The sequence below is a fragment of the Streptomyces sp. DSM 40750 genome (assembly GCF_024612035.1).
GTDB lineage: Bacteria > Actinomycetota > Actinomycetes > Streptomycetales > Streptomycetaceae > Streptomyces.
Window position 1 is genome coordinate 360155 of sequence record NZ_CP102513.1, and the last position, 11846, is coordinate 372000.

Sequence of the window (11846 nt, forward strand, 5' to 3'; positions counted from 1 at the left end):
GGATCTCGGCGACCCTTGTCGATCAACGCTCATCCATGACGTTTTAGCAGGTCAGAACAGGCATGCCGTGGCGGCATGTCTTCGCCTGCCGATCTGTTCCTATCCCCGGGCTCGCCCGCCCGCTGTGGGACGCGCCTTCACCCACCCGCTGGACCTGATCGGTCTGCTCCGGCCAGCAACGTCACGTGATCACCGGGACTTTGAATCAGCCCTGCGGAGCCACCAGTCTCCGACGGGACCGGCGGCTCGCCCTGTGAGATCCGTCCGTTCCGGTTCGCCGACGCGGCGGTTACGACGATCAGCAGGAGAGAATGACATGTGGGGGGAATGTAAAGGCAAGGGGGCAACTGTGGGAGCGGACCGGGTAGTTGGGGACGGCGGGAACGGGGCTCCGTTGCTGGGCCGCTCCGTCGAACTGGCCCGGTTCGATGCGTTGCTCGACCGTGCGGCAGGCGACGCGCGCGGCACGGCGAGGGGTGAGGAGTTCCGTGACAGCGGTCGTTCCCGCCTCGTCGACATCACCGGTGAGGCCGGCATCGGCAAGAGTCGGCTGCTCGGCGAGGTCAGCGCACGGGCGCGCCGACGCGGAATGACGGTACTGCGCGGCAGAGCCACGGAGTACGAGCGGCGGGTGCCGTTCCAGGTGTTCACCGACGCGCTCGCCCACCTCGACCCGCACACCCTGGACGGCTTCCAGGAGACCGAAGCGGTGGCGCCCCTCCTTCAGCGGAGCGGCGCGGTGGACCGTTTCGGACTGCACCGGTCCACGGCCGTCCTGCTCGCCCGGCTCGCCGCCCCGTCCGGGCTGCTGCTGGCCCTCGACGACCTGCATTGGGCGGACCCGGCGTCACTGGAGCTGTTGGACCATCTCGTACGCCATCCCGTGCACGCCCCCGTGGTCCTGGCCGTGACACGCCGTGACCGCCAGAGTCCCGAGTCCCTCGCCGCCAGGCTCACCCGTGGACTCGACACCGGCACGGTCGTCAGACTCGGCCTGAGACCGCTGAGCGCACGGGACTGCGCCGAATTGGCCGGCCCCGGCCTGCCGTCCGCCGAGACCGCCGCGCTGTACGCCGCGAGCGAGGGCAACCCGTTCTACTTCCTGACCCTCCTTCAAGCCCACCGCGAGGGTACGACGCCCGAGTTCTCGGCGCCGCCCGGGCTCGGCACCCTACTGCTGGACGAACTCACCGTGCTTGCCCCTTCCCGGCGCGGCATCGTCGAGGCCGTGGCGGTACTGGGCGAGCACGCCACCCCGGCGATGGTGAGCCGGGTGACCGGCCGCTCCGGCACCGCGTTCACCGACGACGTCCACGCTCTCACCCGCCGCGACCTGCTGCGCTCCGCCTCGCAAGGCCTGTTGACCCTGCGGCATCCGGTCGTGCGAACCCTCGTCCACGAAAGCACGCCCTTCTTGAGGCGCGTCGAGATTCACCGACTCGCCGCGCAGGAACTGGCCCGCGTCGGCGCCTCGGCCGCCGAACGAGCCCACCATGTGGAACAGTCGCTGACCGCCTGGGACCCGGCAGCGGTGGCCGTGCTCGACGAGGCCGCCGCACGAACCGCCCGAACGGCCCCGGCGAGCTGCGCCCACTGGCTCGATGTGGCACTCCGCCACCTTCCGGACACGCCCGAACATACCGCCCGACGGCGTGAGTTGGTCTTGAGGCGGGCCCGCGCACTGGCCGCGTGCGGTGGCCTACGCGAGAGCCGCGACCTGCTCCAGGAGCTGATCGCCACCCCGCAGCGGTCACCCGGTGGCCCGACCACCGGCGGGGACCAGGGCCTCAGAGTGCGCGCGGTCGTCCTGTGCGCGCTGGTGGAGCGTCATCTGGGGCGCTCCACCGAGGCCGTCGCGCTGTTGCGCCGCGAGCTGGCCCGGGGCCCCGCACCGGCCCACGTCGTCCGGCTGGGCCTGGAGCTCGGCTCGGCCGCGCCCCAGGGCGGCGACACCTCGTACGCCCAGGTGCGCACCGAGGTCGAGGCGGCCCTCGCGGCGGCCAGGTCCACGGGGGACGAGGTCGGGGAGGCGGGCGTCCTCGCCGTCGCCGCCCTGGGAGAGGCGTACGAGGGCAACATGACCGCGGCGCAACGGCTCGCCCGGCAGGCCTCCGCCCTGGTCGACTCCTTGCCCGACAACGACCTCACCGCGCTGTGCGAACCACTGGCCCGGCTCGGCTGGGCGGAGGCGTTCCTGGAGCACTATCCGGACGCGGAGCGGCACGCCGAGCGCGGACTCGACATCGCCCGCCGAAGCGGTCAGCTCTATGTGGTGCCCCATCTGCTGCTGTGCCTGTCCCATGTCCGGGTCCAGACCTGCCGGGTCTCCTCGGCGCTGGGACTCGCCGACCAGGCCGAGGACATCGCCCGCGGGATCGGCAGCGACCAGTTGCTCGCGTTCGTATTGGCGAGCAAGGCCGCGGCTCTCGTCGCCGTCTGCCCGCCGGGCGATCCGCGCCCCCTCGCCGTCGCCGAGGAGGCGGTGGCCGCGGCAGGTAACGGGGTCGACTGGTGGGCCTCCACGGCCTGGTGCATCTTCGGCTGGGCCGCGCTCATGGCCGGCGATCCGGTCCGGGCCCGGGACGCGATACTCCAGGCGGGCGGCCCCGAGCTGCAGCGGATCCAGCCCTCGATGCGGCCGCTCTACCTGGAGATCCTGGTCACGTCCGCACGAGTGGCGGGTATGTCCGAGGAGGCCCGTGGCTGGGCCGAGCGGGCCCGTAAGGAGGCGGAACAACTGGGGCTGCCGATGCAGCGGGCCTCCGCGCTGCGCAGCACCGCCCATCTGCCGCTGGCGCAGGGGGACATGGCAGCGGCGGCGGACCTGTTCGCGGAGGCCGCGGTGGAGAGCGCCCGCTGCGGCGCGGTCTTCTGGGAGGCCCACTCCCTGCTGCTCGGCGCCCCGCTGGAAGCGGCGGCGGGCCGCGGCCGGGGCGCCACGCACGCCTGGCTCAGGGGGCGCCGGCTCGCCGAGGCGGGCGGCAGCGGAATGCTGGTCGGCCTCGCCGACGCCACCCGTCCGCCCGGTGGCGGCGCCGAGGCTCCGTACGGTTCCCCGGACCGCACCGAACTCACCGAACGGCTGGCCACCCTGACCGCCCGGGAGCTGGAGATAGCCGAACTGGTGGCGCAGGGGCTCACCAGCCAGGCCATCGCGGACCGGCTCTACGTCAGCCGGCGTACCGTCGAGACCCATGTCTCCCGCATCTTCCGCAAGACCGGGGTCTCCTCGCGTACCGCCCTGGCCACGCTGATGGCCCGCCGTCGCACCGGGAGCCGTTTCGGGGACACCCTCGCGGAGCAGGACTGAGCGTGGCCCAGGTGCCTTCGGTGGTGATCAGTGAGCCTCTGCGAACCGGCCACCGCGGTCTCGGCCGGGAAGCTGTCTACCTGACGTCGACGAAGTCGCCGGGCGCCGTCGCGGAGCCGGTCGTGGTGGTGCCGGCGAAGACGAAGCGGTAGTAGCCGTCGGAGCCGGCCCTGGTGGTGGTGCTCAAGGTGCCGGTGCTGCTGGTCTTGACCGTCTTCAGGGTGGTGTAGGTGCTGCTGCCCCTCTTGCGGAACTGCAACTGCACCGGCTGGGTCGCGTATCCCGCGTTCTTCCCCGTGGTCCAGTTGGCGCGACTCAGCTTGCCGGTGACCGTGACGGTCTTCCCCTTCCTCACCGGCTCCGGAGAGGCGTTGGCGGTCAGCATGGCGGCACGCTTGATCTTGGTCCTGGCGACGTCGTCGTCGTAACTGGCGTTCGCGTAGAGGTCATAGGCGCCAAGGAAGAGTTTCCAGGTCCCCGCGGTGCCGTTGCCGTCCTTGAAGGCGACCGCGGGGTCGATGGTGAAGACCGTCTTGCAGCTGTAGCTGTAACCGCCCTGGACCGGAGTCTCCGTGCAGGTGGGGTAGGCGTCCGACTCCAGGGCGCCGGTGATGGTGTCCGTGCTCGAACTGTCGGTGCCCTGCCACAGGAAGGCCTGGGTGATGGCTACGCCTTCCTCGTCGAAGGCGGTGAACGTGACGGGAACGGCCTTCTTGCCCGTTACGCCGAGAACGATGTCCTTGCCCTTGTTGACGACCCCGTTCTTGAAGGTGGTGCCGCCGAGCGCGTCCTGCGGCTGGACGCTCTCCGAGGCGAAGGCTCTGAGATCCGTCGCCGCCCCGGAGTGCTCCGCTGCCTGGGCGGCACCCGGAAGAACGAGCGTCGAGAGTACGAGGGCGCCGGAAAGGATGGTGGCCGCGGTGTGTATACGCATGTGATTCCCCCCATGATGAGGTCGGGTGGCCCTGCCGGACTGTCCTTGTGGCAGGGCCTGTTGATGTGGTGAAGAGGTCGGTGCACGCCCGGACCCCGCGGAAGAGGATCAGGGCGTGGGAGAGCGGAGGGCGTCGTTGATGTCGAAGCTGTGGTCGGGCGTCAGGCAGAGGTCCGTCGGCTGGGAGCCCGGTGTGGGTTCATCGGCCGGATCGGCGGTGGGCTTGCATGCACGACGGAATGTTTCGGCCCGGGTATGCGCTTCGATACGTACCTCACTGGTCGAACCAGGTCCTGGCTTCCACGGAACTGAAGCCCCGCAGGACGGCGAGGGCGAAGGCGATGCCCGGGAGAACCGAGACGCCGCCCCCCTGAAGCAGGCCCAGCACACCACTCAGCAGGCTCAGCGCCTCGATGACGATGACCATGACACGTATCCCGTTCGACCGCTTGCCCGCGAAAGCGCCGCACAATAGGAGCGCCCCCGCGATCAGCAGCGACAACACCGCCACGAACCGGAGCAGCCCGGACCCCTCGTCCTGACCGTGGTCCACCGCGTCATTCACCACGACCAGCAACAGGGCGCCGGCCGCCAGGTTCAGCACGGCCTGGACCCATACCCCCACCACCGCCAGCCTGACATTCTTCGGCATCTGCGCTTTCACGCCCGGTGTCGTCATGAACGCAAGGAAACGGCACAGGTGTCAGGGGTACATCCGTAGGAGTACGTATTCCGGGTACGTATCTGCCATCGCCGCCTGTCCGTCGCGGCCTCCCCCGCCGTCGCTTCGGCGCGCGGAAACACACCGCTGCCCGTGGAGTGGAAACCGCCGGCGGATAGGCCACCCGCATCGGCCGCCTCGAAGCCGACGCCTCGACGGACGCCTCCACTCCAACGGGCCGGATCAACCGCCAGCGCGGGCGTACGCGCCGCAGTATCGAGCACCCCGTAACCGGTGGCGAGTACAAGGTGGACGCATCCCTTCAGGCACCCGAGAGCACGGGGCTCGGCCAGCGAATCCGGATTTCCCTCCGCGGTGTCGCCGGCGCACTTGTCGGTCTGCCGCTGCTGCCGATCGATGACGCGTACGACGCGGGACTGGTGATGGCCGCGTTCCTCGTACTCGCCCTTTGACGACATGCAGGTCCAATACCTCAGGTGTTGTCCGCGCCCCGGGCTGCGGGGCTGCGGGAGATCAGTCCGGTCTCGTACGCGAAGACCACCGCTTGTGCCCGGCTGTTCAGCGTGAGCTTGCTCATACAGCGGTGGACGTGTGTCTTGATGGTCGCCGTGCTGAGCACGAGTCGCTGGGCGATGTCGGAGTTGGACATGCCCGCCCCGACCAGCCCGAGGACTTCTAACTCCCTGGGAGTCAGCGTGTCCAGCCCGAAGTGCGGCTCGGGGTCGGCCGGGCGGAGGGTGTAGGTCTCGATGAGCCCCTTGATCACTGAGGCGCTGAACAGCATGTCGCCGGCGTGCACGGTGTCGATGGCGGCGAGCAGCCGGTCCGGCGGGGTGTCCTTGAGCAGGAAGCCGCAGGCGCCGACCTTCAGCGCGCCGTAGACGTACTCGTCGAGGTCGAAGGTGGTCAGGACGAGGATCTTGGGAAGCGGGGGCGCGGCCTGGGCAAGGATGCGCTCGGTGGCGGTGATCCCGCTGATGCCCGGCATCCGAATGTCCATCAGGATGACGTCGGGTCTGGTCGCCGCCGCCAGCTCGATCGCCTCCTCGCCGTCCTGCGCCTCGCCGATGACCTCGATTCCCGGTGCGGCCCGCAGGAGTGCGACGAGTCCCGAGCGGATGAGGAACTGGTCGTCCACGACGAGCACTGTGGGCATGCGTGGTTTACGCCTTCCTCGCGGCTGCCCGGCCGGGAGCCGAGACGCTTCCTCACCTGTCGCGGGCCACCGGAACGGTCAGCTCGACTTCGAACCCGCCCTGCGGGCCGGGACCGGCGGTCACCGTCCCACCGTAGATACCGGCCCGCTCACGCATGCCGATCAAACCGTGGCCGGCGGACCCCGCGGTGGTGCCGACGAGAACTGGTTCCTGTCCGTCGTCGGTTACGCGGACACGGACCGCGGCCTCGTCGTAATGCACCGTGACGCTCGCGTTCGCCGCCGGCGCGTGCTTCATGACGTTGGTGAGAGCTTCCTGGATCACTCGGTAGACACACAGGTCGGCGCCCGGCGGCAGCGCGAACGGGGCGCCCGTGATCCGGACGTCGACGGGGACACCCGCGGCTTCGACGCGCCGGGCCAGTTGGTCCAGCCGCCCGAGTCCGGGGGCCGCATTGTGGTCGCCCGCGCCTTCCTCCTCTTGGGCACGCTCGGTCCCTTCCCTGAGCACGACCAGCATGCGGCGCATCTCCGCCATGGCCTCGTGGGCGCTGCCCGCGATGGTCTCCAGCGCCGTGCGCGCCGTCTTCGGATCGGAGATGAAGACGTAGCCGGCCAGGCCCGTCTGGACGGAGATCACGGACACGTGGTGGGCGACCACGTCGTGCAGTTCACGGGCTATCTTCATCCGCTCGGCCATGACGGCCCGACGGGCCTTCTCCTCCTGCTCCAGGCGCAGTTGCTCGCTGAGCACCGCGAGCCGCTCGCCGCGCTCCGCGAGCCGACGGGACCGGTCGCCGGTCACCCAGGTGACGGCGACCATCACGGTCACGAAGGCCACACTGAACGGGCCGTTCCCGGGCTCGGCGAGCCGCGCACCCCACAACAGCACGAGCAGCGATGCGGCGGCGCACTTCGCAGCGACCCTGCGCGGGCACTGCGCCGCGACGGTGTAGAGCGCCAGGCCCAGTCCGCTGACAACGACCACGTGGTAGTAGGCCAGGGTGAAGTAACACAGCACGCAGGCCGCCGTGCCGACGAGCACGGTCAGGGGAGCCCGGCGGCGCACGGCCAGCGGAAGATAGACCAGGGCGACCAGCACGTAGGTCCATACATCGGTTTGCCGCCAGTAGCCGTGCGGGTCGGGCCAGTTGCGCAGCACGGTGCTCGAGATCCAGACCGACACCACCGCGTAGACGATGTCCGCCCCTTGCGAGAAGGTCCTGCGAACCGCCGGGCTCCACGTGCGCTGCGCGAACATCGTCCGAGCGTAGGCCCCAAGGGACCGCTCCACTCCGCTTTCCACCACAGCTACACCCCAGGTTGTACACCGCCAACCACCCTGGTTGCAGGCGCAGTTCCACCGCTGGGTGGGCGAGAAGGAAGGGTCCCTGCAGCTAACTTTCATACACCCGGGCAACAACGCCTCGGACTGGCTCTGCCAGCAAAAGGCCGAGCGCCAGCTGCCGTACAGGCGGCGGCCGTCCGCCTCGCCCAGCTCCTCCATTCACCGAACCTCGACTGCTGCAACGACGACGAGATCCCAACGGCAGCTACTTCACGGAGGGAACACCCGCTTATGCGCAAAGGCTTCAAAACCGGGTTGATCGCGGCGGCGACGGTCGGCGCGTTCTGCGCCAGCGTCGGCACCGCGTCCGCGGACACTTACACCAACTACCGGAGCATGGTCAAGCAAAGGACCATCGGCAACTGCCACGCCGCCATGGACGCCCAGTGGAACGCCACCAAACAGTACTGGGTGGTCCGCGGCGCGGTCTCCAGCAGCGGCGGCGCCTGCAAGATGCACTTGGAGCGCAACAGCGGCAGTGGTTGGGCGACTGTCTCGAACGACTACTCCACCAACGCCGATTGGGTCCGTACCGGCTGGCACTGGAATGGCGGAACGTCCCAGTCACGGGTCTGTTTCACCCTGCCGCAGGTTTCCACGGCTTGGTTCTGCACCGACCCCTGGTGATGAGGCGGCAGTGAGCGCAACGTGAAGGGGCCGACGCCCGCATCACGGCGTCGGCCTTGTACTTGCCCGGTCTGCCTGTCACGCGGGCGCGAGGGGGTCGCCGCAGCTCGGCTCACCGGCCGTGGCCTGCGGAACGATCCGGATCTGGAACTGAGCTTGTTCGCCCGGCGCGACGCCCGTCGCCGCGGTGCTGTCGCTCAGCATCTGGAAGATCCGCCCGGCCACCCTGCGCAGGCTCACCGGCCTTGGCACGCCGATCGCCGCCACCTACGGCTCCGAGGCGGGCTCCTCTTCGTCGTCGCGCTCTTCGCGGGCAGCTTCGGCACGGCCGCGCGGGCCGCGCACACCGCCGTCAACCAACTCCTCTACATCGTCTTCCAGATAGCCGTCGGCCTCTCCCACGCCAGTCCATCGGCGTCAGCCGGGAGCTGGCGCTGCGCAACCTGCCCACGGCCCAGCGACTGAAGACCACGGCCCTGGCCTGCGCGGCGGCTGTCATGGCCGTGGTCGGGCTGGTGTACGTGACCGTGCCCGGCCTGGTGCTCGCCCCCCTTCTTCGACAGCGGTGACGACAGGGCCGTCGAGATCGCCACACAGCTGCTCCTCGTCGCAGCGGTCCTGCAGTTCTTCGACTGCACCCAGAACATCGGAATCGGTCTGCTGCGCGGCCTCGACGACACCAAGGGCGGCTTCCGCGTCACCCTCGTCGGCTACTGGCTCGTGGGCCCCTGCCCGCCGCGGTCCTCCTCGGCCTCGCCATCGGCCTGGACACCCTCGGCATCCGGCTCGGCCTCCTCACCGGCCTCGCCACTACCGCCGTACTCCTCCTACGCCGCTTCAACCGGGGCCTCGGCCGGCTGCCCCGGGCGACGGAACCGGCGCCGTCCCAGGCCTGATCGCCGGGTGCCGGGCCTGGGGCAGGACACAGCCGACCGTTGACCCGTATGTGCGGTGATGGCGGCATCCCCGCGCTCCCCACGCACCGCTCCCGACATCTCAAGGCACGTTCAGGTTCGTTCAGCCTCTGCTTTCAGCGCCCCACGAGCAACTGAAGCGGCAATCCGACATCGCGTCTCGAGGGCCGGTGCCGACAGGCCCAGAGGAGAGGAAGCGGCATGAAGCGCAGGGCGCAGTGGCTTGTCGCAACCGGGATTTCGGTCGGCCTCCTCAGCGGCGGTACGGGCTTCGCCGTGGCCACGTACGACGGCAGACGGGCTGCGATGTGGTGTTCACGCTGGTGGAGGCGCATTGTCAGTGGAGCCCTGAGCCTCCTCATTCGCGGGCGGATGTGAGCCGTTGTCTGCGGGACGGGCCCGACGGGGAAACGGCCCGTACTAAAACGGCCCCGGGGCCTGCTCGTGTAGGCGCCTGTTCCGATGGGGGCGGGCGTGCCACCTACGAGGCGTGGAGAGTGGGAACCGGGCAGGTCAGCGGCTCCCATTGCTGCCGGAGGCGACCTAGGGCAACGAGGATCATCGCCGCTGCAGTGCGGCGACGCCTGGGCGGCGTCGACGACCTGGCTGTTCCGTTGGAGTGAAGAACTTGATGAGCCGCTGCCTTCCACGCCTCAACACGTCATGGTTTCTCTGAGGCAATCAGGGTCGAAGGGAGCAGGGTTGTGCATGTGAGGCGTATCGGAACAATCCTGAGCGCTGCCGCGCTCACCATGCTGGCCATTCCGACGAACGCTCACGCCGCAGCAGTCGCCTGCGGCGGCGGTGTGTCGACAGGCCGGGTGGCCGTCAACGGCTGCATCAGCGCCCAACGCGGAAAGGAAGGCCGAATCCACACTCGGGAGATCACGGCGTACGTCAAGGCGCGCAACACGGGGCCGAGGGCGGTGAACGTCTCCTACGAGGCGTTCTTTCGTGTCGTCAACGGTGGTTACTGGGTGAAGTTGGGCAGCGGTCGCACCTATGTCCCGGCAGGTGGGACCGTCGAGCCCACGGAGGTGGGAAGCTCGACCCGGGTGTGCGGGCCCGTAAAGGTCGAGATTCGTGTCCACGCCCGTGCCGACGGGGCCGCCTGGAGCGGGTGGTCCACCGCCGGCACGGCGCAATGCCAAACCTGAGCGGCCATACTGCGAACGCTCCGCCGCATACGGCAACTTCTCAGCCAGTGCCGTGACCGGAAACGATCACCGGAGTGTGTGACGGCCGGGCGGCCGCAGCGGTGGTGTCACGCAGGTCAACAATGTCGCGCCATTGCCTGTCAGTTCCCTGGTCTAGGGTCGCCCGCATGGCCGAGCCCTCCTTTCTGACCGCCGTGCGTGAGTCGTACGACACGGTTGCCGTCGACTACGTCGAACGCGTCCCGCCTCCAGCCGAGATGGACCCGCTGTCACGCGCGATGCTGGCGGGGTTCGCCGAACTCGTGCGGACGGCCGGTCTGGGGCCGGTCGCGGACCTGGGATGCTGCCCCGGCCGCGTGACGGCGCACCTGGCAGGGATGGGGGTGTCCACCTTTGGCGTCGATCTGTCACCGAAGATGATCGGGCTGGCCCGCCACGCCTATCCGAACCTGCGGTTCACCGAGGGCTCGATGACCTCGCTGGAGATGGGGGACGACGAGCTCGGCGGCATCCTGGCCTGGTACTCCACCCACCACACGCCCCCGCAGTGGCTGCCAGCGGTGTTCTCCGAGTTCCACCGCACGCTCGCGCCCGGCGGCTACCTGCTCTGGGGAGACTATGTCGGCGATGAACGGCTGCATCCGACCCAGAGCTATGGCCGTCCGGTGTCCTACGAGTCGTACCTTCTGCCGCTGGACCGCATAGTCGGCCTGCTGGACCAGGCCGGACTCGTCGTCGCCGCGAGACTGGAGCAGGAGCCCGGCGGACGGGTGAGGAGACCGCACGCCTGCCTCCTGGCCCGCAAGCCGGAAAGGCCCTGACGGGGCTTGTTCCTGCGGCGAGGCCGCTCGTGCCAGAACGCAGACGATCACGGGGCGGGCGGGTCAGGGCACTGGGTGGAGAGGGCGGCCGCCCCAGCGGATGCCTTTCTCGCTGCGGATACGGGCGCGTTCGCGGCGCTGGGCGGCCAGGACGTCGGGGTGGCGGGCGTTCTGGTTGCGCCAGTGCAAGTAACGGTGCAGCGCGCGGGTTTGGACGGTGTGGTTGGGGCGGTTCGAGTTGGCGAGGGTGAACTGACGTAGCGGTCCGAAGTGCGCCTCGATCGGGTTCGCCCAGGAGGCGCTGGTCGGCGTGAAGCAGAGATCGACCTTGTTCCTGGCCGCCCACCGGCGGATCTTGCTGCCCTTGTGGGCGGAGACGTTGTCGAGGATGACGTAGACCGGTGCGCCGTCCGGGCGGGCCGCCCGGATGCTCTTGAGCGCGGTGAGAGTGTGATCGGTGCCCTTGCGACGGTGGTTGACACCCCAGAGAGTGTCGTCACTGCCCGTCGGGCCTGCTCTGTCTGGCCCAGCAGGTACCGGCGGTCGGGCGGATGCCGAGCGGGCCGAACTCGTCGAAGGCGAAGGTGCGGTCAGGGGCGCTCCTTGAGGGCGTACTCGATCCGGTCCAGCTCGGCGTCCTTGTCCGGGTCAGTGGTGGACTCCTTTGCAGAGGCGATCCTCCTCCCATCACCAGTCGCGGGGGAAAAGGACGCCTCATAGATGCTGTGACGGGTCCAACTCCGGTGCATGGAAAGGACATCGGCTTTGGCGAAGACGTTCCACTTCTCATCCATGTCCCGGGCTCGATATCCGCGCCGGATCCGGTCCCAGTCCTCGTCAGTCCAGACACGATCGGGCAACTGAGGCACCGGCCTGGGCGCGTTAATCGGATGGAGG

At 69.3% G+C, this 11846-nt stretch carries 11 protein-coding genes and 2 pseudogenes; 5 read left to right on the forward strand and 8 right to left on the reverse strand.

The annotated features are described in order from the left end of the window. Positions 1–394: 394 nt before the first annotated feature. Positions 395–3310 carry a helix-turn-helix transcriptional regulator gene (locus JIX55_RS01725; RefSeq protein WP_257561427.1) on the forward strand — a complete coding sequence of 972 codons (2916 nt, stop codon included), beginning with the start codon at positions 395–397 and terminating at the stop codon, positions 3308–3310. Positions 3311–3386: 76 nt separating this feature from the next. Here the strand turns inward: JIX55_RS01725 and JIX55_RS01730 are convergent, their stop codons facing one another. Both JIX55_RS01730 and JIX55_RS01735 read right to left on the reverse strand, forming a co-directional pair. Next, on the reverse strand, positions 3387–4244 hold the full coding sequence (locus JIX55_RS01730) for a hypothetical protein (protein WP_257561428.1): 858 nt from the start codon (positions 4242–4244) through the stop codon (positions 3387–3389). Positions 4245–4518: 274 nt separating this feature from the next. Then, positions 4519–4896, reverse strand: a complete 378-nt coding sequence (locus tag JIX55_RS01735) for a hypothetical protein (RefSeq protein WP_257561429.1) — start codon at positions 4894–4896, stop codon at positions 4519–4521. A 317-nt stretch (positions 4897–5213) separates the two neighbouring features. Between JIX55_RS01735 and JIX55_RS01740 the strand changes: the two genes are divergently transcribed. Beyond that, entirely contained in the window at positions 5214–5378 is a 165-nt protein-coding gene (locus tag JIX55_RS01740) for a hypothetical protein (RefSeq protein WP_257561430.1), read from the forward strand. 20 nt (positions 5379–5398) lie between these two features. Here JIX55_RS01740 and JIX55_RS01745 read toward each other — a convergent pair whose 3' ends face one another. Beyond that, entirely contained in the window at positions 5399–6082 is a 684-nt protein-coding gene (locus JIX55_RS01745; RefSeq protein WP_257561431.1) for a response regulator, read from the reverse strand. A 52-nt stretch (positions 6083–6134) separates the two neighbouring features. Then, positions 6135–7343, reverse strand: a complete 1209-nt coding sequence (locus JIX55_RS01750) for a sensor histidine kinase (protein ID WP_257561432.1) — start codon at positions 7341–7343, stop codon at positions 6135–6137. Positions 7344–7661: 318 nt separating this feature from the next. Between JIX55_RS01750 and JIX55_RS01755 the strand changes: the two genes are divergently transcribed. Next, the gene (locus tag JIX55_RS01755; protein WP_257561433.1) at positions 7662–8057 is read left to right on the forward strand and encodes a hypothetical protein; all 396 of its coding nucleotides are present in this window, start codon (positions 7662–7664) and stop codon (positions 8055–8057) included. 78 nt (positions 8058–8135) lie between these two features. Here the strand turns inward: JIX55_RS01755 and JIX55_RS01760 are convergent, their stop codons facing one another. Together JIX55_RS01760 and JIX55_RS50800 are read right to left on the reverse strand one after the other, a co-directional pair. After that, positions 8136–8324: a hypothetical protein gene (locus JIX55_RS01760; RefSeq protein WP_257569727.1), complete on the reverse strand. Its 189-nt coding sequence runs from the start codon at positions 8322–8324 to the stop codon at positions 8136–8138. Then, complete coding sequence (locus tag JIX55_RS50800; RefSeq protein ID WP_306819969.1) at positions 8325–8459, reverse strand: hypothetical protein; 135 nt, start codon at positions 8457–8459, stop codon at positions 8325–8327. A gap of 1222 nt (positions 8460–9681) precedes the next feature. Between JIX55_RS50800 and JIX55_RS01770 the strand changes: the two genes are divergently transcribed. Continuing rightward, positions 9682–10128, forward strand: coding sequence for a hypothetical protein (locus tag JIX55_RS01770; protein ID WP_257561435.1), 447 nt, complete (start codon positions 9682–9684; stop codon positions 10126–10128). 167 nt (positions 10129–10295) lie between these two features. Continuing rightward, positions 10296–10949 (forward strand): class I SAM-dependent methyltransferase, encoded by a 654-nt coding sequence (locus JIX55_RS01775; RefSeq protein ID WP_257561436.1) that lies wholly within the window; start codon positions 10296–10298, stop codon positions 10947–10949. A gap of 63 nt (positions 10950–11012) precedes the next feature. Here the strand turns inward: JIX55_RS01775 and JIX55_RS01780 are convergent. Both JIX55_RS01780 and JIX55_RS51295 read right to left on the reverse strand, forming a co-directional pair. After that, a pseudogene (locus JIX55_RS01780) lies at positions 11013–11441 on the reverse strand (transposase); the annotation flags it as partial. Between the two features lie 13 nt (positions 11442–11454). Further along, positions 11455–11620, reverse strand: a pseudogene (locus tag JIX55_RS51295) (IS630 family transposase); the annotation flags it as partial. Between the last annotated feature and the right edge of the window lie 226 nt (positions 11621–11846).

Excerpts from the sequence above, each read along its gene's own strand:
- JIX55_RS01730 (WP_257561428.1), bottom strand. The coding sequence starts at position 4,244 with ATGCGTATACACACCGCGGCCACCATCCTTTCCGGCGCCCTCGTACTC.
- JIX55_RS01735 (WP_257561429.1), bottom strand. The coding sequence starts at position 4,896 with ATGCCGAAGAATGTCAGGCTGGCGGTGGTGGGGGTATGGGTCCAGGCC.
- JIX55_RS01745 (WP_257561431.1), bottom strand. The coding sequence starts at position 6,082 with ATGCCCACAGTGCTCGTCGTGGACGACCAGTTCCTCATCCGCTCGGGA.
- JIX55_RS01750 (WP_257561432.1), bottom strand. The coding sequence starts at position 7,343 with ATGTTCGCGCAGCGCACGTGGAGCCCGGCGGTTCGCAGGACCTTCTCG.
- JIX55_RS01755 (WP_257561433.1), top strand. The coding sequence starts at position 7,662 with ATGCGCAAAGGCTTCAAAACCGGGTTGATCGCGGCGGCGACGGTCGGC.
- JIX55_RS01775 (WP_257561436.1), top strand. The coding sequence starts at position 10,296 with ATGGCCGAGCCCTCCTTTCTGACCGCCGTGCGTGAGTCGTACGACACG.